Consider the following 20,997-nt stretch of genomic DNA (forward strand, 5'->3'; position numbering starts at 1 on the left):
CGACCCAGAGCGGGGCCGAGGTGACCGCCGGTGACGTCGACTGGAACGGCGACCTCGCTCCCGGCGCGCGGGCCACCCTCGGCTTCCTCGCCAACACCTCGGAGGCGCCGGCACGGGGCCCGTGAGCTGCACGGCCACCTGACCCGTACGCACCCGCCAGGACACCGCGGAAGGCGTCCGGCCACCTGGCGGGGCGAGCGCGGCACCGGTGTCGCCCACATCTCGGCCCAATCGAGAGTGATTTTCGCCACACACCTGAACGTGACGGTGCCAGCGGCCCGCACCACCGGCCACACAACGGAATTCCCTTCCGGCGGCCCGGATCCACGCCGTCGACAAGTCCGGGGCGATCCGGCGTCTCTACACGTACCGAGCCGTAACTCGTACGCAGAGTCACCTGCGGCGCCGTCGACGTAGGACGGGACTCCCTGCGGGTTCAGCCGCCCGTCGTCGCAATTTGCGGCGCTCACTACCCTGATCCTTGATCCCGTGCCTGGGCACACGTCGACAGCGATAAGGGCTTCACATGAGCGACAGTTACCCTCCGTACGGAGGGCAGCAGCCTGACCCGAACGTCACCCCCTGGAGCGGGCCGCCGGCTCCGCAGCAGGGCGGGTACCCGGGATACGGGCAGCCAGCGCAGGCGCCGCAGTTCGGTGCTCCCTTCCCGCCGCCGAAGAAGTCGAACAAGGGCCTGATCATCGGGCTGGTCGCCGGCGCGGTGGTCCTCGTGCTCGCCATCTGCGGCGCGGGCATCGGCCTCATCCTGGTCAACGGTGACGACGACGAGCCCATCACGGTCGCGACCGCCGGCCCCAGCGCCGGTCCCGGTGCCAGCGGCACCCCGGGCACCGACGCCTCCCCCACGCCGGGGCAGCAGGAGACGCAGGAGCCGAACAACAACGCGGTGACCGCCCGCTACTCCAGCGACCTGTCGAACGTCTGCGAGGGTGGCCAGATCCTGAACGCGGCCCCCTACAACGGCCCGACCGGCGCCAAGGCGTACACGTTCTCGAACAACCCCGACCGGCCGAACTTCTGGTCGACGAAGTCGGTCGCCTCGAACAAGCCCTACTACGCCAAGAGCGCCGACTTCGAGACGGTGTCGGTGGTCGGCTGCCTGAAGTTCGTGGAAGGCAGCGAGGGCGCGCCCAAGAAGTGCCAGTACAAGGACAGCGCGGGCAAGCAGGTCACCATCGACTACATCTCGTCGCGCTACACCCTGACCTTCTACGCCGCGAAGACCGGCGAAAAGATCGGCGACGGCGGCACCATCACCGCCCCGGCGGCGCGCTGCCCGAGCTTCATCTCGTACAACAAGACCACCATGAAGTCGCACGCGGCGCCGGACTCCGGCAGCATCGAGGCCGCCCTGGACAAGTTCCTGTCCTGAGCGGTCCGCGCACGGTGTGGGGAGGGACGCGGCGTCGTCCCTCCCCACCGTCGTCTTCCCACCGGGGGCGCTCCGGCGGCGTCAGTCGGCACCGGTGACGTCGAGGACGGGCTCGCTGACGTGATCGTCCGGGCCGGTGCCCGGCGCCGTCGGATCGGGCAGCGCCCGCCCGGGAGAAGACGACCCGTCGGGGCAGTCGCTCCGCCCGCCTGAAGCGGCCCGTTCGCCGACACTCCGGATCGTCCCTCGCTGGGCGTCCCAGCCGCCCGAAACTGGTCGGGGCCGCCACCGTCGCAAGACGGTGGCGGCCCCGGGTCGTACGCGCGGCGGGCCCGTCAGCGGCGGGCCGGCACCTCGCGTACGGGGACGTCCCCGGTCACCTGGTCGAGGGCGGGAGCGCCGTCGACGGCGTCGGCGCCCACGGCCGTCGACCTGGCCGGGTCGGGCAGGTCCAGGCTGCTGCGCAGGCCGACCGGCTTCAGCAGGACCGCGGCGATGACGCCGACGACGGCGATGGCGGCGGAGATGAGGAAGATGTGGCCGGTGGCGTCCCCGTACGCCGCGCGCACGATCTGCTGGACGGCGGCGGGCATGGCGTCGAGGTTCAGGCTGCCGGCTCCCGCGCTGCCGGAGGTGGGGATGCCGGCGGCGGAGAGGTCGGTGGTGATCTGGTCGGTGACCCGCCGGGCGAGGACCGCGCCGAGCACCGAGACGCCGATGGTGCCGCCGAGCGAGCGGAAGAAGGCGACGGTCGAGCTGGCCGCGCCGATGTCCCGCAGCGAGACGGTGTTCTGCACGGCGAGCACGAGGTTCTGCATCGTCATGCCGACCCCCACGCCGACGATGAACATGGCGGCGCCGACCAGCACCAGCGAGGTCTCGTGGTCGATGGTGCCGAGCAGGGCGAACCCGATGACGAGCACGATCGCGCCGAAGACGATGTACGGCTTGATCTTCCCGGTCCTGGTGATCAGCCGGCCGGCGATGATCGACGAGCCGAGGACGCCGGCCATCATCGGGATGGTGAGCAGCCCGGCCTCCGTGGGGCTGTAGCCACGGCCGATCTGGAAGTACTGCCCGAGGAAGACGGCGCCGCCGAACATCGCCATGCCGACCGCCAGACTGCCCAGGATGGCCAGGGCGGTGGTCCGCTGCCGGACGAGGTCGAGCGGGACGACCGGCTCCTCGGCCCGGGACTCCACCCGCACGGCCAGGGCGAGCAGCGCCACCGAGCCGCCCACCATTGCGGCGGACTGCCAGGAGAGCCAGGCGAACGAGTCGTCGACGAAGGAGATCCAGATGAGCAGCACGCTGACGCCGGCCGCGATCAGGGTCGCGCCCAGATAGTCGATCTTGACGTTCTCGCGGCGGGCCGTCGGCAGGCGCAGGGTGAACTGGAGCAGGACCAGCGCGATGGCGGCGACGGGGACCCCGACGAAGAAGCACCAGCGCCAGCCGAGCCAGGACGTGTCGACGATGAGCCCGCCCAGCAGCGGACCACCGACCGTCGCCACCGCCATGACGCCGCCGAGGTAGCCGTTGTACCGGCCGCGCTCCCGGGGCGGGATCATCGCGGCGATGGCGACCTGGACGAGGGCCTGGAGGCCGCCGACGCCGATGCCCTGGAACGCGCGGGCGGCGATGAGCTGGCCGGCGGTCTGGGCGAAGCCGGCGATCACCGAGCCGACCAGGAAGACGACGATGGCGATCTGGACCAGCAGCTTCTTGTTGAACAGGTCGGCGAGCTTGCCCCAGACCGGGGTGGTCGCGGTCGCGGTGAGCAGGGTGGCGGTGACCACCCAGGTGTACTGGGTCTGCGACCCGTTCAACGCTCCGATGATCTTCGGCAGCGCCGTCGAGACGACGGTGCCGCTGAGCATCGCGACGAACAGCACCAGCAGCAGGCCGCTGAGGGCCTCCAGCGTCTGCCGGTGTGTCATCGGCGCGTCGCCGGCCGTGGCGGTGGGTGCGCTCATCGCGCGGCCTCCAGGTTGTCGTGGTGTCCGAGGGCGGTCTCGACGTCGCGGGTGAACCGGCCGAGCGCGGCGGCGAACGCCGCCACCTCCGTCGGGGTCCAGTCGGCGAGCGCGGTGTCGAGGATCCGGCCGTACCAGTCGTAGGTGTCGGTCAGGGCGGCCCGCCCGGCCGGGGTGACGGTCAGCAGGCTGGCCCGCTTGTCGGCGGGGTCGGCGCGCCGCTCGACCAGCCCGTGGCTGACGAGCGAGGCGATGGAGCGGCTGACGGTCGACGGGTCCAGTCCGCTGCGGGCGGCCAGCTCGCGGGCGTGGCAGTCGGCGGGCAGCCGCTCGATCTGCATGAGGAGACCGGCCAGGCCGATCGGCACGGCCGGCCGGACGTCGGCCCGGTGCCGCCTGATCAGCCGCACGCTCCGGACCAGCTCGGACAGCCTCGTACCGAGTTCGCGACCGGCGTTCTCCACGCTGCCCTCCCCTGACGCAGATGGTTGCCGCACACAAGCATCTGCCGATCTTGCCCGGAGTGCAAGTTTGCCCGATGAGAACTGAATCACGGACCCGTAGGCTGTCGCCATGGAGGAGACCACCGGGCTGCGGGAACGCAAGAAGGCGGCCACCCGCCTCGCCCTGCACGAGGCCGCCCTGCGCCTCGCCACCGAGCACGGGCTCGACCGCGTCACCGTGGAGGCCGTCGCCGACGCCGCGAACGTTTCGCGCCGGACGTTCTCCAACTACTTCTCCAGCAAGGAGGAGGCGATCTTCCACGGCGACGCGGTGCGGCTGCGCCGGCTGCTGGAACTGGTCCGCCGCCAGCCGGCCGACGCGCCGCCGTGGGCCGCGCTCAGCGGGGCCGCCGAGCGCCTCGCCGTCGAGGCGTACGGCAACGCCCCGCCCTCCTGGCTGCTGCACCGCCGTCAGCTACGCGGGCACCCGGGCCTCGTCGCGCACCAGGTCGCGGCCTACACCGCCATCGAGCGCGAGCTCGCCGACGACGTCGCCCGGCGGTTGACCGGCCCCGACCGGGTGCTGCGGTCCCGCGTCCTCGCGGCGACCTTCCTGGCCTCGCTGCGCGTCGCCATCCAGCACTGGATCGACCACCCCGACGGCCCACTGCTCGACGTCCTGCGCACGGCGCTCGCCGAGGCCACCTCCGCCCGGCCCGGCGCCCCCACCCCGCAGACGGCCGGCTGACACCGGACGGACACGGCACGGCCGCACACCGCACGCACCGGTACGCGGCCGTCGCTCGGGCGGGGCCGCCGCTCCCGGCGGCCCCGCCCGCTGGTTCAGCAGGGGCCGTCGTCGGTCCAGACGCCCTGGGCGTTGGCTCCCGGCACGTCGCCCTGGGTCCACCACCTCGCGGTCCACCGGTGGCGGTCGTGGGAGACCACCGCGCCGCCGGAGTAGGCGGTGCCCGCCGACCAGGCCGGCATCGTGCAGGTCCCGCCCGGCGGGGTCGAGCCGCTCGGGCTGGGCGTCGGCTCGACCGGCACGGCTCCACGGGCGTGGTCGCTGGCCAGCGACCACGTCTGCCCGCCGAAGCTGAGGGTGAAGTTGGCCGGCCCGGCGATCGGCAGCTGGCAGTTGAGGGTCACCTCCGCGTACGCGCCGGGGGCGATGGCGGCCGGCACGGTGAGCCGCACCCGGTTGTAGTCGCCCCTGAGCCCGCCCACGTTGCCGCCGGTGTGCCCCGTGGACACGGTGGTCAGGGCCCAGCCGGACTGTTGGGTGAGGGTCGGTGTGGTGGTCGGGTAGTCGAACTCCAGCTGCGCGCCGGCCGGGATCGGGCTGCCGGTGTTGTTGGTGAGCCGCAGTTCGGGGTTGATCGGGTAGTTGTTGTCGCCGAGGGCGAAGCCCCCGACCGTGGCGGTCACGTCGATGGTCCGGGTCGGCAGGGTGACGGCGGCCCGCCGGGCACCGTATGCGGGCGCCGTGCGGAACTTGTCGTAGAGCAGGGTGGTCAGCGTCTCGCCCATCCCGTACTGGCCCTTGGCCTGGTCGTAGGCGTAGTCGCCAGCGAGTTCCCAGACCCGAACTCCCCCGCCTCAGCGCGCTCGCCCGCCGTACCGCGGCCATCTGCACCGGCGCGTTCCTACTCGCGGCGGCGCGGCTGCTCGACGGCCGCCGGGCCACCACCCACTGGGCGGCCTGCGCGGAACTCGCGGCGCGGTTCCCCGCGGTCCGGGTCCGGCCCGACGCCCTCTACGTGCGGGACGGGCCGCTGTTCACCTCGGCCGGCGTGACCGCGGGCATCGACCTGACGTTGACGCTGGTCGAGGACGACCACGGCCCCGAGCGCGCCCGCACCACCGCGAAGTACCTGGTGGTCTTCCTGCACCGCCCCGGCGGCCAGTCCCAGTTCACCGTGCGGGGCAGCGCCACGGCCGCCCCCGGCAGCGCCCTGCGCCGCGTCCTGGACGCCATCGCCGCCGACCCGGCCGCCGGGCACACGCTCGCCACGATGGCGGCGCACGCGTCGCTCAGCGAACGGCACCTCACCCGCCTGTTCCGCCGCACGGTCGGCACCACCCCCACGCGGTACGTCGAGCAGGTCCGGGTCGAGGCGGCGAAGACCCTGCTCGAGGCCACCGACGACGGCGTGGACCGCATCGCCCGCGTCTGCGGCTTCGGCTCGGACGACACCATGCGCCGCGCCTTCCTGCGCGGCATCGGCACCACCCCGGCCGAGTACCGCCAGCGCTTCCGCTCCGCGCACCCGGCACCCGAACAGACCGCGTACCCGACACCCGAAGAGATGAGGTACCCGTGACGCCCTCCTTCTCGCGGCGCACCGCCCTCGGCGCCGGCCTGGCCGCCGGCGTGCTCGCCGGCCTGGTGCCCGCCGGCCCGGCCGCCTCGCAGGGGGTGCCGGACGACGACCTGTCCCTGCCCTCGACCCGGCTGGCCCGCGAGGCGATCCGGCTGATCGGAGAAGCGCAGGAGGCATACCTGCGCAACCACAGCCTGCGCAGCTTCCTGTTCGCCCGCGAGGCCGCCGCCCAGGCCGGCCGGCGACCCGGCCACGACTACGACGAGGAGGTCGTGTTCCTGATCTGCGCCCTGCACGACATGGGCCTGACCAAACGCGCCAACTCCGACCAGCGCTTCGAGATGGACGGCGCCGACTTCGCCGCCCGGTTCCTCGAGGAACGGGGGGTCACCGACCACCGGGTCGACACCGTGTGGGACGCGATCGCCATGCACACCACGCGCAGCTTCCGCGACTCACCGGTCTTCCGGCGACGCCGCCCGCCCGAGATCGGCATCGCCCAGACCGGGATCGGCATCGACCTCATGGGCACCAACAGCCCGGTGCCGCCCGGGTACGCGGACCGCGTCCACCGACGTCTTCCCCGCCTCGGCGGCGCCCGAGCCGTCACCGACGCGATCGAGGCACAGGCGCTGGCCAACCCCCGCAAGGCCCCGGCCGCCACCCTGCCCGGCGAGATCCTGCACCAGCGCCACCCCGAGCTGCCCTATTTGACCTGGGACATGCTCCTGGACGCCAACGCCTGGGGCGACTGACCCCGCCGGAGGCGGCGTCGAAGGAGATCTGTGCGGCCACTTCCGTCCGACGCGGGGTTCTGCCAACCTGTAATCCATCTCCTTCAATGTTGGGAGCGCCCGTGTCGTTCATCCGTCGGGCGGCGTCCGCCCGTGCCGCGACCACCCTGTTCCTGGTCTCCGCGCTGACCGTCGGCCTGGTCGCAGCGCCCGCCCGGGCGGCCGCCGCCACCTACACCGCCCTCGGCGACTCGTACGCCTCGGGCACCGGCACCCGGGAGTACTACTCCGACAGCGGTTCGTGCCAACGTTCCCGACACTCCTACCCCGTCCTGAGTGCCGCACGGATCGGTGCCACCCTCACCTTCCCGGCCTGTGCCGGCGCGACGGTCTCCGGGGTGCTCAACGGGCAGCTCGGCAGCCTGAACGCCTCGACGAACCACGTCACGGTGACCGCCGGCGGCAACGACATCGGCTGGTCGTCGGTGATCCTGCAGTGCGCCCTGCCCTGGCCCGCCACCTGCTGGTCGCACATCGACAACGCGGAGAACCTGATCCGCAACACCCTTCCGGGCCGGCTGGACCAGCTCTACTCCCGGATCCGCGGCCTCGCCCCGAACGCCCGGGTCGCGGTGATCGGCTATCCGCGGCTGTTCAACGGCGAGGAGTGCAACCTCATCGCGAGGATCTCCCCCGGTGAGCAGGCCGAACTGAACGCCGCCGCCGACCTGCTCGCCACGACCATCCGCAGCCGGGCGGTCGCCCACGGCTTCACCTTCCTCGACGCCCGGGGCCCGTTCACCGGCCACGCCGTCTGCGACGACGTCGAATGGCTCAACGGCACGTCGAACCCACTCGGCGAGTCGTACCACCCCAACCGGGCCGGTCACGTCGGGTACGCCGGCATGGTGCAGGCCGCCCTCGGCGGTGCCGCCGCCCGGAGGTCCTGACCGCGCCTACCCGTGCGGTTCTTCCTCGGCGGCAGACCACCGCCGTGCTGACTCCGCAAGCGGAGGCCACGGGCCCGGGCCGGCGGCGGGATCAGCCGGCGCAGTGGGCGTGGCGGGCTGCCCGCTCCGCCAGCCACAGCCACCGGCGCTGCACCTCGCCACCGGTGGCGGCGACCATCGCCAGGGCGTCCCCGCGCACCGCGGCGAGGGCGTCCGCCGTGGCCGCGCCGTCGTCGAGCACGGCCGCCGCGTCGCGGAACGCCTCGGCCTCGGCCGCGCCGCCGAAGCGGGGAACGACCTCGTCGCGCCAGAAGTCGGCCCAGGCCAGGTCGGGGTTCCAGGTGAAGCGGGCGTACGCCAGGTAGCTGATCTCGTTGGTCGGGTGGTACGCCGACGCCTCGGCGAAGATCGTCAGCCCGCGCAGCCCGGCGTCGCCGGCCCGGCTGCCCATGTCGGCGTACATGTCGGGCACCCAGGAGTGCCGCTGCCGGTTCCACTGGGAGCCGGCGTGGGTGCGCAGCACGTTGGTGGTGTGCGGGAGCCGCTCGACGTGCGCGGCGGTGAGCCGGTGCCGGTTGTCGTACCAGAAGCCCCGGTTGACGCAGTACTGGTAGGCCACGTCGTCGGGCAGCTCGGCCAGCGGCTTCTGCGCCTCCAGGTCGAAGATGTTGTCCCAGTAGACCTCGACCAGGTGCCGCAGCGGTACGCCCCCCGGGCCGGTGCGGCGAGCCGTCTCCAGCAGCGTCGGGTAGACAGAACGCATCGCCTCGTACGACCAGGAGGTCCGCTCGCCGCCCGTGCGGGCCGCGCAGCGCTGGCAGGCGCAACTGCCGTAGTCGCCGGTCTCGAAGTTGATGCCCCCGACGGGCAGGGTGTCCAACAACCAGTCGACGGCGTCGCGGTGCCAGGCGAGGTTGTCCGGCTGCGAGGGGCAGGCGGCCATCATGTACTCGCTGGCCGGGAAGTGCAGGTCGCCGAAGTCGTCGATGTCGAAGCCCACCTTCCTGGGCAGTTCGGCGGCCAGGTCGGGCCGCTGGCGCAGCCAGGTGGCGAGGTTGTAGCGGTGCCGGCCGTCGAAGTAGATGCCCCCGTAGGCGTTGACGCCGATGCCGGCGATGATGCGTACGCCCCGGGCGTTGGCGTACTCGCACAGCTCGCGGGCCGCCTCGACGCCGCCGTGGGCGTCGCGCAGCAGCCCGTAGACCACGATGCCGCCGATCCGCTCGCGGCTGCAGAAGTCGACCAGCCGGCGGTAGTCGGCGCCGAAGGCGTCGGCGCCCTTGGCGTACGGGTTGAGCGCGCCGATCTCCTGCTGGCCGAGCTGACGCAGGTCCCAGTTGGTGGAGTGGTCCCAGGTCCAGAGTGTCCGCAGCGGCAGTCCGGGCGAGTCGGTCCGCACGCCCACGGGCAGACCGGCCGGCGTGGCCAGGGTGGTCAGCTCCCGGGCGGCGTAGACCAGGCCGGCGAAGGGGTCACCGGTGAGCCGGATGTCGCCCCGCTCGGGCACCTCGATGCGGTAGCCGCCCTCGGGCAGGGCCGGGTCGACGTTCAGGTCGACCGTCACCGCGTCGGGGCTCTCCCCCCACGCCTGGGTCAGCAGATGGGCGGCGTACGGCGCGGACGCGGCGCCCCGCACCCGGATTCCGGTGATCTGACGGTACTGCGACATCATGACCTTCCATGGGGTGGCGGGATGGCGGCCAGGTAGTCGGCCACGTCGATGGCCGTCCACACCCCGTGCCGCCAGTAGGGATCGTCTTCGCAGAGGGCGCGGGCGGCGGTGGCGTCGGCGGCCCGCAGGACGAGGACGGAGGCGCCGAGGTCGGCCCGTGCCCCGGCGATCAGGGCGGTGCCGTCGGCGAGCAGGGCCTCGACGCGGGCGAGGTGCTCCTGCCGGTGGGGTTCGCGTCGGACGGCGACGTCGGCGGCGAACGTGGCGGTGACCAGGAAGGTGGGTTCGAATCTCACACCCCACCGCCGATCTCGTCGAACAGCCGCTGCATCTCCACCCGGTAGACGGTCTGCGGCCGGCCCGCGCCCGTGCTGACGTGCACGCCGATCTCCTCGGCGTAGCCCGCGGCACGCAGGGAGTTGAGCAGCCGGCGTGCCGAGCGGACCTCCACCCCGTACGCGTCGGCCAGGCCCCGCGCGGTCACCTCGTTCGGGTCCGTCTGGCGCAGCGCCTCCAGCAGCCGGCGGGTGGACAGCGGCCCGAGCCGTAGCTGCTCGGAGATGCGCAGCACCCCGGACGCGGTCTCGCGGAGCCGTTGCTTCACCGGGCTCTCGCGGCTGGAGTAGATCTCCCCGTCGGGGAAGACTACGTGGGTGTCGCCGCTGCCCCGGCCGAGTGCCAACGCCTTGCGGGCGTTGTCCTCGGCGGCGGCGATGGTGGTGCCCGCACCGAAGCCGACGGTGTGCTCGACGTCGACGCCGCGCAGGGTGAGCAGCGTCGCGTGCCCGGAGCGCTGCCGGGCGATGGCGCTCTCCACGGTGCCCCGCGTGGTGGTGATGAGCAGCGTACGGTCGTCGATCGTGCTCAGCCTGCCGCGCATCCGCTCGGCATGTTCCAGCAGGGCCTCGCGCAGCCGCAGCCGCTGCCGCTCCACCTGGTACGGGTCGTGCCCGCGGCCGGCCTGCTCGGCCACCTCGATCATCATCACCGCGATCTGGGTGGCCCGGGACTGCCGGATCTCGGCGGCGAGCCAGGCCCGGCGCAGGGCGTCGCGGACCGAGGCGCGCGTGTGCTCGACACGCCAGACCGGCACCCCGCTCTCGCGCAGGTCTCGGTGGACCGCGCCGAGGCAGGTCAGGCACGCCTCGACGGCGCCGGAGGCGTACCGCTCGCGGTGGAAGGCGACGATCTCGTCGAGGCCGGAGAAGAGCAGCCCCGAGGAGTCGGCGATGGGCAGGATCTCGGTGGGCGGGGTCAGCTCGATGTCGTGGTAGGTCTCCCGGACGATGTCGGCCTCGATGGTGTCCACGCTGACCGTGGGCAGCCGCCCACCGCTGGCCAGCAGCATCCGCGACAGCGTGCGGTAGAGGTCGATGCCGGCGTGCGGCATGTAGTCGATCTCGGCGCGCAGCCCTCCGGCGGAGGCCGCGAAGGCGTGCGGGATGCGCCCGGTGAACAGCAGCACCTGGCACAGTTCGTCGAGTTCGCGGGCCAACTCGGGAGCCTGCTCGGGTCGGGTGTAGGCCCGGACCGTGAGGTCCCCGGCCCGCCCCTCCCCGGCGGAGACCTCCTGCACGAGCCGGATCGAGTCCTCCGGTCCGATGATGCCGATCACCTTGTCGCCTCCACGTCGTCGCCGTCCTCGGATCGGCTGCTCAGCCGGTGTGGACGGTGCCCACGACACCGTCGCTGACCGGCGATGCCAGCAGGACCAGCGTGGACGCGACGTCCTCCGGCCGACCAAGGGCGGCCTCGATCTCCGCGACCCGCTCCCCGTCCGCGCCGTTCGCCCGCGCCTCGGCCAACGACCTGCGCATCAGCGGCGTGTCGATGTCGCCGGGGCAGAGCGCGTGCACACGGATCCCCTGTGGACGGAGCTGTCGGGCCAGGGTGAGTGCCAGGCCGTGCAGCCCTCCCTTGCTCGCGCCGTAGGGTACCGACCCCGATCCGTTCAGCACGCCCGCCTTGGACCCGACGAGCACGAGGACGCCGGACCGGCCGGTGAGGTGCCGTACGGCGTGCTTGGCGACGAGGAACGGCCCGGTCAGGTTGACGGCGAGCACCTGGGACCACAGCTCGGCGGTGACCTCCCGGACGTCCAGGCCCTGCCCGCGCATGACGCCCGCCACGTGCAGCACGGCGTCGATGCCGCCGAGGTCGGTGGCGGCGCCGTCGACGGCGGCGGCGACCTCGGCCTCGACGGTCACGTCGACCCGCCGGGCGCAGGCGCTAGCACCGACGGCGCGCGCCTGCTCGGCGGCGGTGGCCGCGCCGTCGCCGTCGGCGTCCAGCACGGCCACCGCCGCGCCGGCGGCGGCGGCGGCCCGGACCGTGGCGAGGCCGATGCCGGAGGCGCCGCCGACGACGACCACCCGCCGGCCGGCCAGCAGGCCGGCCGGCCGGGTGTCGACGCTCACGGACGGACCGTCCGGCGCACCGCCGCCACCACGTCGGCGGCCTCGGGCACGACGGCGGCCTGGAGGGCGGGGGCAGCGGGCATCGGCACGTCCGGGGCGGCCACCCGGGCGACCGGGGCGCGCAGGTCGGCGAAGCACTCGGCGGCGGCCCGGGCGGCGATCTCCGCGCCGAACCCGCCGGTCAGGTTCGCCTCGTGGGCGACGACCAGGCGGCCCGTGCGCGCCACGGAGGCGGCGACGGTGTCGAAGTCGAGCGGGTTGAGCCAGCGCAGGTCGATCACCTCGGCCTCGATGCCCTCCTCGGCCAGTTGGCCCGCCGCGTCGAGCGCGGCACCGACCATCCGGGACCAGGCGACCACGGTGACGTCGCCGCCCGGGCGGACCACGCGGGCGCCGCCGACGGGTTCGACCGGGGCGTCGGTGCGTACGGGCCCACGCGTCGGGTAGAGCATCCGCGCCTCGGCGACGACCACCGGATCGTCGCTGACCACGGCGGTGCGCAGCATCTGGTACGCGTCGTCGGGGGTGGCCGGCAACGCGACGCGCAGGCCCGGGGTGTGCGCGAAGTACGCCTCCGGCGAGTGGGAGTGCTGGGCGCAGGCGCCGGGCGAGTAGCCCTGCTGCATCCGGATCACCAGCGGCGCCCGCCACCGGCCGTTGCTGGAGTAGTGGATGGTCGAGATCTGGTTGACGAACTGGTCCATCGCCACGAACGAGAAGTCGGCGTACATGATCTCGGCGATCGGGCGCAGGCCGGTCATCGCCGCACCGAGGGCCATGCCGAGGAAGCCGGTCTCGGAGATGGGGGTGTCGAAGATGCGGGCGGAGCCGAACCGCTTGTGCAACCCCTTGGTGGCGCCGAACGGCCCGCCGGGCAGGGCGACGTCCTCGCCGAAGTAGACGGTGTCGTCGCGGCTGTCCAGGGCCCAGGTGAGTGCGGCGTTGACGGCCTGGATGTAGCGCAGGGACTCAGACATGGACGTGCTCCTTGGCGGTCGCCGGGTCCGGGAACGGCACGGCGCGGGCGGCGGTGACGGCGGCCTCGACCTCCGCGGCCACCTCGGCGTCGATGGCGTCGAGCCGGGCGGCGAGTGCGGCGTCGGCGGCCTGCCGGATCCGGGCCAGGGGCTCGCGGGTGCGGGCGGCGGCGATCTCGCCGGCCGGCCGGTAGTGCTGCACGTCGCCGCTGTAGTGGCCGACCAGCCGTTCGGTCATCGCCTCCACGATGGAGGGACCGGCACCCTCGCGGGCCCGGGTGACGGCCTCGCCGACGGCCTCGGCCACGGCGTCGGTGTCGTTGCCGTCGACGACCCGGCCGGGAATGCCGTAGCCGGCGGCGCGCTCGGCGAGCTGGCGGACGCGGACCATGTCCTCGATCCGGGACATCTCGGAGTAGACGTTGTTCTCCACGACCAGCACCAGCGGCAGGTCCAGCACGGCGGCGAGGTTGATCGCCTCGTGCACGTTGCCCTGGTTCATCGCGCCGTCGCCGATGCTGACCAGCGAGACCGTGCCGCTGCCGGTGCGCTGCGCGGTCAGCGCGGCGCCGGCGGCGACCGGCACCCCGGCGCCGACGATGGAGTTCTCCCCCACGAACCAGCGGCTCGGGTCGGACAGGTACGGCGAGGCGGCCCGGCCGCCGCAGAGCGCGGAGTCGCGCCCCATCATCTCGGCGAAGAGCCCGGTCATGTCGACGCCCCGGGCGACCGCCCAGCCGTGGCCGCGGTAGGTGGCGGTCACGTGGTCGCCGTCGCGTAGCGCCCGGCAGGCGCCGACCGGGATCGCCTCCTGGCCGTTGCACAGGTGGATCGAGCCCGGGATCTCGCCGTCGTCCTTGAGGGCGGCCAGCCGCTCCTCGAACCGGCGGATCCGGGCCATGAGCCGATAGTCGTCCGGCAGACCCATCACACCCCCAGTAGCAGTTAGAGCCTTATTGCGGCTCGTTCGTTCCGAAGCCTAGACCAGCTCCGTAAGGCTATGGAAGAGTGCAGTAGCAAGTTTCTGGCCGTTATTGGTCTCTAATTTGGGGGCAGGTATGGAGATCACCGCCGTCGAGTCGGTGGTGCTGGGCGACGCGCACTTCGTCCAGCTGCACACGTCGGACGGGCTGGTCGGCGTCGGCCAGTCCGCGTGCTGGGGCTACCCCGCCGCGGTGCACGCCGTGGTGGAGGCGTTCCGTCCCCACCTGCTCGGCGCCGACCCCCGCCGCATCGAGCACCACTGGCACCACCTCTACCGGATGGGCCCGTTCCGGGGCTCGGTGCTCTCCGCCGCCGTGGCCGCGGTGGACATCGCCCTGTGGGACCTGCTCGGCAAGCGACTCGGGGTCCCCGTCTGGCAGCTGCTGGGCGGGCGCGTACGCGAACGGATCCGCCTGCACCTGTTGTTGCCCGGCACCGGCGCCGACGCGCTGGCGGCGCAGGCGGCGGCGGCCGTGGCCGACGGCTTCACCGCGGTCAAGTTCGACCCGCTGCCGACCGACTACGCCGACCTGTCGCTGGCCCGCCTGGTCACCTCCACCGAGGCCACCACGGCGGCGGTACGCGACACCGTCGGTCCCGACGTGGACCTGCTCGTCGAGCTGCACCGCAAGCTCACCCCGTTGCAGGCCGAAGCGGTCGTGCCCGCGCTGGCCCGGCACCTGCCGTTGCTTGTGGAGGACCCGATCCAGATCGACAGCGTCAGCAGCCAGGCCGACGTCGCCCGGCGGGCCCTCGGCGTGCCGATGGCCAACGGCGAACGGCTGCACACCATCTGGGAGTTCAAGGAGCTGCTCGCCCAGGGCGGGGCCCAGTACGTCCGCCCCGACCTGGGCCTGGCCGGCGGCATCAGTCACGCCCGCAAGATCGCCGCCCTGGCGGAGGCGCACCACGCCGCCGTGGTCAGCCACAACTGCCTCGGCCCGCTGCTGACGATGGCCTCGGTACACCTCGACACCGCCATCCCCAACTTCGTGGTGCAGGAGTACTCCCCCCTCGACGACCAACTTGCCGAGGGCCCGGCGCGGGCCTGCGTACGGCGCGAGGGCGGCTTCCTGCCGGTGCCCGAGGAGCCCGGGCTCGGCGTGACGCTCGACCTCACCGACGCCGCGCCCCTGGACCTGACGGGCCGGCCCCTGCATCGCATCCCGCTGCGCGCGGACGGCTCCGTCGCCTACGCGGTCTGAGCACACGCGACGGTTGCCCGGCGGCGCACGCCGCCGGGCAACCGTCGTACGGGCCGTCCCGCTCACGCCGAAGGCGGCCGGCCCGCGTGGTGGAAGACCGGGTACGCCCACAGCGGCTCGCCGTCGGCGTCGGCGATCTCGGCGAACAGGTGCGCCAGCGACCGCGTCCACCGCGCCTGCACGGCGGATGCCCCGGTGACCCGGCGCACCCGCGGGTAGCCGTCGCGGGTGCGCAGCACGCAGATCAGCAGCAGCCCGTGCCGGTAGATGTGGTAGTCGTAGACGCCCGCCTCGTCCAGCAACGCCGACATCTCCGGCCAGATCTCGGCGTGCCGGCGCTCGTACTCCCCCTCGGCACCCGGCCGCAGCCGGTAGACGTGGCACAGCTGCTCCCCCGGCCGCGCGGCCCCGGGATCGGCCGCCGGCCCGACCCCGCCGGGGCCGGCGGGAACGGGGCCGGCCACCGGGCGGATCACTTGCCGGAGCCGGCGAGCGCACCGGAGACGAGCTGGCGCTGGAAGACCAGGTAGATGATCAGCACCGGCAGCAGGGCGACGATCAGGCCGGCGCTGACCAGCGGCACCGACACGTCGTACTGGCCGCTGAGCAGGCTGACGCCCACCATCAGGGTCTTGCTGTCCGAGCCGCCCATGATGACCAGGGGCAGCAGCAGGTCGTTCCACATCCAGACGAAGTTGAAGATGGCCAGCGCCGCGAGTGCCGGCGCGGCGATCGGGGCCAGCAGGCGGAAGAGGATGGTGAAGTGGCCCGCGCCGTCGACCCGGGCCGCCTCGATCAGCTCGTCGGGCACCTGCTGGAAGTAGCCCGCCAGCTGGTAGGTGCCCAGGGGCAGCCCGAACGCCGCGTACGCCAGGATCAGTCCCTGGTACTCGCCGGACATGCCCAGGTCCAGCACGGTCTGGTAGAGCGGGTAGATGATCGCCTGACCGGGGATGGTCAGGGTGATGATGATCAGCAGGAAGAGCACCTTGCCGCCGCGGAAGCGCAGCTTCGTCACCGCGTACGCGACCAGCAGCGCGGCGAGCACCGACAGCACCAGCCCGCCCACGGTGGTGATCAGTGAGTTGAGCAGCAGCCGGGGCATGTCCATCCGGCGGAACGCCTCGAGGTAGTTGTCGAGGGTGATCCCGCTCGGCAGGCCCAGCGGGTCCTGGGCGAAGCCCGTCTGCGTCTTCAGCGAGCTGACCACCGTGAACAGCAGCGGATAGACCGCCGCGACCGCGACGACGACCAGCGCGAACGTGAGCAGGTAGCGCCCGGCCCGGGCGAAGTGGCGCTGGTTCATCGCGGCTTCCTGGTCCCCTCTGTGAACATGTGCCGCACGCTGAAGATGGACAGCACGGCGACGAAGACGAACAGCGCGATGCCGATGGCGGAGCCGTAGCCACGGTCCAGGAACTGGAAGGTGGTCAGGAAGACCAGGTACTCCGGCAGCATCGTGGCGTCGCCCGGCCCGCCCTGGGTCAACGCGTAGATCAGCGGGAAGAGCCAGATCAGGACGCCGGAGGCGCACAGCACGCTCCAGTACGCCACGGTGGGCCGCAGCATCGGCACCACCACGGAGAGCAGCCGACGCCAGAACCCGGCGCCGTCGAGGTAGGCCGCCTCGAGCGTCTCCTCGGGGATCGTGGCCAGGCCCGCCAGGTAGGTCATCACGCCCAGGCCGAAGAAGCTCCACAGGGCGACCGCGACCAGCGAGAACAACGCGCTGTAACGGCCGTTGAGCCACTGGATCGCCAGCGGTTCGAGGCCGACCGTCCGCAGCAGGGCGTTGAGCGGACCGTCCGGGGCGAGGATCTGCCGGAACATGATGCCGACGACGATCGGGGCGATGGTGTACGGGACGAAGTAGACGGCCCGGAAGAACTTCCAGCCCGGCGACCGCTGGTGGATCAGCAGCGCCAGCACCAGCGGCAGCACGATCCACACCGGCAGGGTGGCCACCACCAGCAGAGCGTTGCGGAAGCTGGTGAGCACCATCGGGTCGTCGAGCATGCGGGTGTAGTTGTCGGCCCCGGCGAACGAGCTGCCACCGAACCCGCTGGACGACTCGGTGCTGGTGATCACACCCCGGATCAGGGGCACCACCTTGAACATCACGGCCAGGACCAGCGCGGGCAGCACCAGCACGGCGCCCAGCCACCACTCGCGGGCCCGGCCGGGGCGCGGGGGCCGCCGGGCGGATCGGGTCGGCTTGTCGGCGGCCACCGGCTCCGGCACCGGCGCGGTGGAGATCGTCATCTGGCTTCCTTCTCCGGGTGGCGGGGCGGGGCGTGTCCCGCCCCGCCCCGTACGGCTAGTTGCCCTGCTTCTTGGTGGGGCTGCGCTCCAGCGCCTGCTGCATCTGCTCGGCCCACTTGTCGACGGTCAGCTGACCGAGGCTCACCTGCTGCCAACCGCGCGCCAGCGCGTCGGCCTCGGGCCCGGAGAGCATCACCCCGGCGTGCAGGGTCGGCTCGGCGACCAGCTCCTGGATCTTCTGGAAGGCCGGAGAGGAGGGCAGCAGCGCCTTGTCGACGTTCTTGTTCAGCGGCTGACCCTTGGCGTGCTTCACCCACAGCTCGCCGTTCTCCTTGCCGGCGAGCCAGGTGATGAACTCCAGCCCGGCCTGCTTCTTCTCGCTCCACTTCGTCACGCCGTAGACGGCGCCCTCGATGCCGGAGAACTTCTGCGCCAGCGGGGCGCCCGGGTCGGCGGCCGGCCAGCGGGTCACGCCGAGCTTGTCGTCGCCGAGGGCCTTACCGAACGCCTCCCAGTTCACCGCGTCGGAGATGATCGTCCCGGCGAATGCGGCGTCGCCGCGCTGGAAGATGTCCGCACCGTCGGGGAGCATCGTGATCGACGGGGCGTTGCTGTTCGCCCAGCCCTTGGTGGTGATCTCGGCGAGCTTGCCCAGCACCGCGACCAGCTTCGGGTCCTTCCACGACAGGGTGCCGGCCAGCAGGCCGCGGATGTCGTCCTCGCTCAGGTAGCTGCGGGCGATCTCGGGGAAGTCCCAGTAGGCGGGGAAGGTCCCCGACAGTCCGAGGGCCAGGCAGGTCTTGCCGGCCTTCTTCACCGCGTCGCAGGCGGCGCTGAACTCGGTCCAGGTCGCCGGCGGCTTCTCCGGGTCGAGCCCCGCTGCGGTCAGGATGCTCTTGTTGTAGTAGAGGACGTTGCCCTGGTACGAGAAGGGCACGCCGTAACAGGGCTTGGCCGTGTCGAAGCCCTCGCAGGCGCCGCTGTAGGTGACGAGGTCCTTGTTGATCTCGGCCGCCTTGTCGCCCAGCGGCTCGTACGCGCCGCGCCGGTCGAACAGCTCCAGGCCGGCGTTGTTGGCCATCACGTCCGGGCCCGACTGGGAGGTGATGTAGGGGCCCTGCACCTCGGGGTACTTGTCGAAGGGCACCGACTGCATGTCCAGCTTGATGTCCGGGTGGGTGGCCTCGAAGCTGGTCTTGACCTGCTTCCAGTACTCGGTGCCGCCCGGCTCCCAGGTCAGCACCTTGAGGGTGACCGGTCCGGATGAGGCGTCGTCACCTCCGCAACCGGTCAGCAACGCGGCGGCGGCCATGCCGGCGGCGACGATGCCGGCGGCCAATCTACGTCGAGTCATCGGCAGAAGCTCCTGTCAGCGAGGGGGATGGGGGAACTCGGCGGGGGGCGCCGTCGGCGGCGGCGCTGTCGACGACGGCGGCGGCGATCTGCACCACGTGCAGCCCGTCGGCGAGGGGGACGACCGGCGTGGGCTCGCTGCCGTCCAGCCGGCGCAGGAAGTGCCGGATCTCGGCGGCGAGCGCGCCACCGCCGTCGGCCGGGGAGAGCAGCCAGTCCGGCGCTTCGGTCCGCTCGGCCTGCACGAGCAGGGCGGGGTGGGCGAGGTCGACATGACCGATGCCGTCGGTGCCGTACACCTCGACCAGGTCGGCGGTGTGGTTGGGCGTGTCTTCGGGCAGGAGGTAGCTGTTGCGGACCGACGACACGACGCCATTGGCGTGTCGAAGCTCCGCCCACACCAGCACCGGCGTCGCCGATCCCGGGCGGGTCCGGGCCGCCGCGCGCACCTGCACCACCGGTGACTGCGCGTACCAGAGCGCCAGGTCGATGTCGTGCACGGCGGTCAGCAGGGCGGGATGCTCCCCGGGGAAGAGCCGGGTCAGGGTGCGGGGGCGGTCCCGGCGGGAGGAGACCGCCAGCACCTGACCCAGCCGGCCGGCGCGCACGGCGTCGTGCAGCGCCCGGTGGGCCGGGCTGTAGCGCAGGATGTGCCCCGGCTGGCAGAGCACCCCGTACGCCTCGGCGGCGGCGACGATGGCGGCGGCGTCCGCGACGGTCGCGGCCAGCGGCTTCTCGACCAGGACGGGCACCCCGGCGGTGATCAGGTCGACGGCGACGGCGCGGTGGGCGGAGCCGGGCACGCACACGGAGGCGGCGTCCGGCGCGCCCGCGTCGAGCAGCTCGGCGACGGTGGCGAAGGTGCGCGGGACGTCGTGACGGGCGGCGACCCGGTGCCGGGTGGCCGCGTCGGGATCGACCAGCGCGTCGACCCGGATCCCCAGCGCCTGGTAGGCGGCGACGTGCCGCACGCCGAACGCGCCGCCGCCGATCACCGCCACCTGCGGCCCGTGGCTCATGCGTCCACCGCCCCGGCCGGCGCCGGCACGGCGTCGGCGACGTCGGCGCACAGTCGGCCGTCGAGGACCGCCCGCGTGAGCCGCTCCAGTGCGGCCACCCCCGTCACCAGGCACCGCTCGTCGACGTCGAACGCGCCGGAGTGCAGCGGAGCGCCGCCGCGCTCGCCGGTGACGCCCAGCTTGACGTAGAGGCTCGGGCCGAGCGCGCCGAGCAACGCGAAGTCGTCGGTGGTCAACGGCGGTACGGGCAGGTCGACGACGTCGACGATGCCGGGCAGTTCGGCGTGCGCCAAGGCGACCAGTTCGGCGGCGTTGCGCACCGGGGGCATCTCGTTGGCCCAGGTGAAGCGCACCCCAAGGTCGAGCGCGGCGGCCTGCTGGCGGGTGACGCGTTCGATCACCGCCTTGAGTCGCTCCCGCACGGCCGGGTCGTGGGTGCGCAGGGTCCCGGTCGCCTCGGCGCTGTCGGCGACCTGGCTCTGGCTCGCCCCGCCGGAGATGGTGCCGATGTTGAAGGCGACCAACTCCTCGGGGTTGCGGGCCCGGGCGACGGCGGCGTGCAGGGTGGTGACCATGGCGGTGAGGCCGAGGATGGCGTCGCGCCCCAGCGCCGGGGTCGCGGCGTGCGCGGCCAGCCCGAGCACTTCGACGCGGAACGCGTCCTTCGCGGCCATCGCGGTGCTCCGGTCGACGCCGAGCGAGCCCGCCGGCAGGTCGGGCCAGCAGTGCAGGCCGAGCACGGCGGCGTACCGGCGGTCGCGGAACGCCTCGTGGGCGAGCACCGCGGCCGCGCCGGAGTCCGCGCCGAACGGGATCTCCTCGGCGGGCTGGAACAGCAGGGTCACCGAGCCGCGGGCCGGCGGGTCGGCCGCGAGCCGGGCGGCGACTCCGTACGCGACGGTCATGTGTACGTCGTGCCCGCAGGCGTGGCAGACGCCGGGGTTGCGGGAGGCGTACGGCTGCTGCTTGGCATCCTGGACGGGATAGGCGTCCATATCGGCCCGAAGGAGAACACTGGGTCCGGATGCGGCTCCATCGATCTCCAGGGCCAGGCCCGTCCCGGCGATTCCGGTCCGGATCCGGCCCAGCGGCCGCAGCAGCCCTTCGAGAGTAGCGGCCGTTTGCCTCTCGGTGAACCGCAGCTCAGGGTGTTGATGTAGCTGGCGCCGCAGCCGAACCAGTCCATCAACGTTGTCGCCTTCCAGCGTCACGCGGTTCACCCCTTGCTCGCGCCCCAGAATCCGGACCTAATTGAGACAAGAACCTAAGTCAGGGGTGCCGCCGC

General features: G+C 72.8%; 22 protein-coding genes. 7 read left to right on the forward strand and 15 right to left on the reverse strand.

Annotated features, from left to right (window positions below; genetic code table 11):
• The first annotated feature begins 20 nt into the window (after positions 1-20).
• Entirely contained in the window at positions 21-125 is a 105-nt protein-coding gene (locus GA0070610_RS31440; RefSeq protein WP_231925597.1) for a hypothetical protein, read from the forward strand.
• Between the two features lie 401 nt (positions 126-526).
• Positions 527-1,393, forward strand: a complete 867-nt coding sequence (locus GA0070610_RS16225) for a hypothetical protein (protein WP_089000820.1) — start codon at positions 527-529, stop codon at positions 1,391-1,393.
• 335 nt (positions 1,394-1,728) lie between these two features.
• Here GA0070610_RS16225 and GA0070610_RS16230 read toward each other — a convergent pair whose 3' ends face one another.
• Both GA0070610_RS16230 and GA0070610_RS31165 read right to left on the reverse strand, forming a co-directional pair.
• Positions 1,729-3,369 carry an MDR family MFS transporter gene (locus GA0070610_RS16230; protein ID WP_089000821.1) on the reverse strand — a complete coding sequence of 547 codons (1,641 nt, stop codon included), beginning with the start codon at positions 3,367-3,369 and terminating at the stop codon, positions 1,729-1,731.
• Positions 3,366-3,833: a MarR family winged helix-turn-helix transcriptional regulator gene (locus GA0070610_RS31165; protein WP_231925598.1), complete on the reverse strand. Its 468-nt coding sequence runs from the start codon at positions 3,831-3,833 to the stop codon at positions 3,366-3,368. Before GA0070610_RS31165 ends, GA0070610_RS16230 begins: the two co-directional genes overlap by 4 nt.
• A 109-nt stretch (positions 3,834-3,942) precedes the next feature.
• Between GA0070610_RS31165 and GA0070610_RS16240 the strand changes: the two genes are divergently transcribed.
• Positions 3,943-4,560 carry a TetR/AcrR family transcriptional regulator gene (locus tag GA0070610_RS16240; protein ID WP_089000823.1) on the forward strand — a complete coding sequence of 206 codons (618 nt, stop codon included), beginning with the start codon at positions 3,943-3,945 and terminating at the stop codon, positions 4,558-4,560.
• Positions 4,561-4,655: 95 nt separating this feature from the next.
• On the opposite strand, the gene GA0070610_RS16245 is transcribed toward GA0070610_RS16240, so the two are convergent.
• Positions 4,656-5,345 carry a chitinase C-terminal domain-containing protein gene (locus tag GA0070610_RS16245; RefSeq protein ID WP_089000824.1) on the reverse strand — a complete coding sequence of 230 codons (690 nt, stop codon included), beginning with the start codon at positions 5,343-5,345 and terminating at the stop codon, positions 4,656-4,658.
• Here GA0070610_RS16245 and GA0070610_RS16250 point away from each other — a divergent pair.
• The 3 genes from GA0070610_RS16250 to GA0070610_RS16260 all read left to right on the forward strand — a co-directional run bounded on the left by GA0070610_RS16250 (position 5,291) and on the right by GA0070610_RS16260 (position 7,823).
• Positions 5,291-6,139, forward strand: a complete 849-nt coding sequence (locus tag GA0070610_RS16250; RefSeq protein WP_089003545.1) for a GlxA family transcriptional regulator — start codon at positions 5,291-5,293, stop codon at positions 6,137-6,139. The two genes, GA0070610_RS16245 and GA0070610_RS16250, sit on opposite strands and share 55 nt — an antisense overlap.
• Entirely contained in the window at positions 6,136-6,894 is a 759-nt protein-coding gene (locus GA0070610_RS16255) for an HD domain-containing protein (protein WP_089000825.1), read from the forward strand. Before GA0070610_RS16250 ends, GA0070610_RS16255 begins: the two co-directional genes overlap by 4 nt.
• A 101-nt stretch (positions 6,895-6,995) precedes the next feature.
• Positions 6,996-7,823: an SGNH/GDSL hydrolase family protein gene (locus GA0070610_RS16260; protein ID WP_231925599.1), complete on the forward strand. Its 828-nt coding sequence runs from the start codon at positions 6,996-6,998 to the stop codon at positions 7,821-7,823.
• Between the two features lie 91 nt (positions 7,824-7,914).
• Here the strand turns inward: GA0070610_RS16260 and GA0070610_RS16265 are convergent, their stop codons facing one another.
• The 6 genes from GA0070610_RS16265 to GA0070610_RS31175 are packed head-to-tail and all read right to left on the reverse strand — an operon-like array spanning position 7,915 to position 13,817.
• Positions 7,915-9,492 (reverse strand): hypothetical protein, encoded by a 1,578-nt coding sequence (locus GA0070610_RS16265; RefSeq protein WP_089000827.1) that lies wholly within the window; start codon positions 9,490-9,492, stop codon positions 7,915-7,917.
• Complete coding sequence (locus GA0070610_RS30555) at positions 9,492-9,791, reverse strand: YciI family protein (RefSeq protein ID WP_157747169.1); 300 nt, start codon at positions 9,789-9,791, stop codon at positions 9,492-9,494. Before GA0070610_RS30555 ends, GA0070610_RS16265 begins: the two co-directional genes overlap by 1 nt.
• Entirely contained in the window at positions 9,788-11,110 is a 1,323-nt protein-coding gene (locus tag GA0070610_RS16270; RefSeq protein WP_157747170.1) for a helix-turn-helix domain-containing protein, read from the reverse strand. The genes GA0070610_RS30555 and GA0070610_RS16270 overlap by 4 nt, the downstream gene beginning before the upstream one ends.
• A 40-nt stretch (positions 11,111-11,150) precedes the next feature.
• Entirely contained in the window at positions 11,151-11,912 is a 762-nt protein-coding gene (locus GA0070610_RS16275; protein ID WP_089000828.1) for an SDR family NAD(P)-dependent oxidoreductase, read from the reverse strand.
• A complete protein-coding gene (locus tag GA0070610_RS31170; protein ID WP_197697742.1) occupies positions 11,909-12,889 on the reverse strand; it encodes an alpha-ketoacid dehydrogenase subunit beta in 981 nt (326 codons plus the stop codon). Before GA0070610_RS31170 ends, GA0070610_RS16275 begins: the two co-directional genes overlap by 4 nt.
• Entirely contained in the window at positions 12,882-13,817 is a 936-nt protein-coding gene (locus GA0070610_RS31175) for a thiamine pyrophosphate-dependent dehydrogenase E1 component subunit alpha (RefSeq protein ID WP_197697743.1), read from the reverse strand. Before GA0070610_RS31175 ends, GA0070610_RS31170 begins: the two co-directional genes overlap by 8 nt.
• Positions 13,818-13,947: 130 nt before the next feature.
• Here GA0070610_RS31175 and GA0070610_RS16285 point away from each other — a divergent pair, with 130 nt between their 5' ends.
• Positions 13,948-15,078 (forward strand): mandelate racemase/muconate lactonizing enzyme family protein, encoded by a 1,131-nt coding sequence (locus GA0070610_RS16285; protein ID WP_089000829.1) that lies wholly within the window; start codon positions 13,948-13,950, stop codon positions 15,076-15,078.
• Positions 15,079-15,140: 62 nt separating this feature from the next.
• On the opposite strand, the gene GA0070610_RS16290 is transcribed toward GA0070610_RS16285, so the two are convergent.
• The 6 genes from GA0070610_RS16290 to GA0070610_RS16315 are packed head-to-tail and all read right to left on the reverse strand — an operon-like array spanning position 15,141 to position 20,932.
• Entirely contained in the window at positions 15,141-15,542 is a 402-nt protein-coding gene (locus GA0070610_RS16290; RefSeq protein ID WP_197697744.1) for an L-rhamnose mutarotase, read from the reverse strand.
• A gap of 8 nt (positions 15,543-15,550) precedes the next feature.
• On the reverse strand, positions 15,551-16,384 hold the full coding sequence (locus tag GA0070610_RS16295; protein WP_089000830.1) for a carbohydrate ABC transporter permease: 834 nt from the start codon (positions 16,382-16,384) through the stop codon (positions 15,551-15,553).
• Positions 16,381-17,340, reverse strand: a complete 960-nt coding sequence (locus GA0070610_RS16300) for a carbohydrate ABC transporter permease (RefSeq protein ID WP_089000831.1) — start codon at positions 17,338-17,340, stop codon at positions 16,381-16,383. The genes GA0070610_RS16295 and GA0070610_RS16300 overlap by 4 nt, the downstream gene beginning before the upstream one ends.
• 55 nt (positions 17,341-17,395) lie before the next feature.
• Positions 17,396-18,694, reverse strand: coding sequence for an ABC transporter substrate-binding protein (locus tag GA0070610_RS16305; RefSeq protein ID WP_231925600.1), 1,299 nt, complete (start codon positions 18,692-18,694; stop codon positions 17,396-17,398).
• Positions 18,681-19,712 carry a Gfo/Idh/MocA family protein gene (locus tag GA0070610_RS16310; RefSeq protein ID WP_157747171.1) on the reverse strand — a complete coding sequence of 344 codons (1,032 nt, stop codon included), beginning with the start codon at positions 19,710-19,712 and terminating at the stop codon, positions 18,681-18,683. The genes GA0070610_RS16305 and GA0070610_RS16310 overlap by 14 nt, the downstream gene beginning before the upstream one ends.
• Positions 19,709-20,932, reverse strand: a complete 1,224-nt coding sequence (locus GA0070610_RS16315) for a M20 metallopeptidase family protein (protein ID WP_331716467.1) — start codon at positions 20,930-20,932, stop codon at positions 19,709-19,711. The genes GA0070610_RS16310 and GA0070610_RS16315 overlap by 4 nt, the downstream gene beginning before the upstream one ends.
• Positions 20,933-20,997 lie beyond the last annotated feature (65 nt).

The organism is Micromonospora echinofusca, assembly GCF_900091445.1.
Taxonomy (GTDB): Bacteria; Actinomycetota; Actinomycetes; order Mycobacteriales; family Micromonosporaceae; genus Micromonospora; species Micromonospora echinofusca.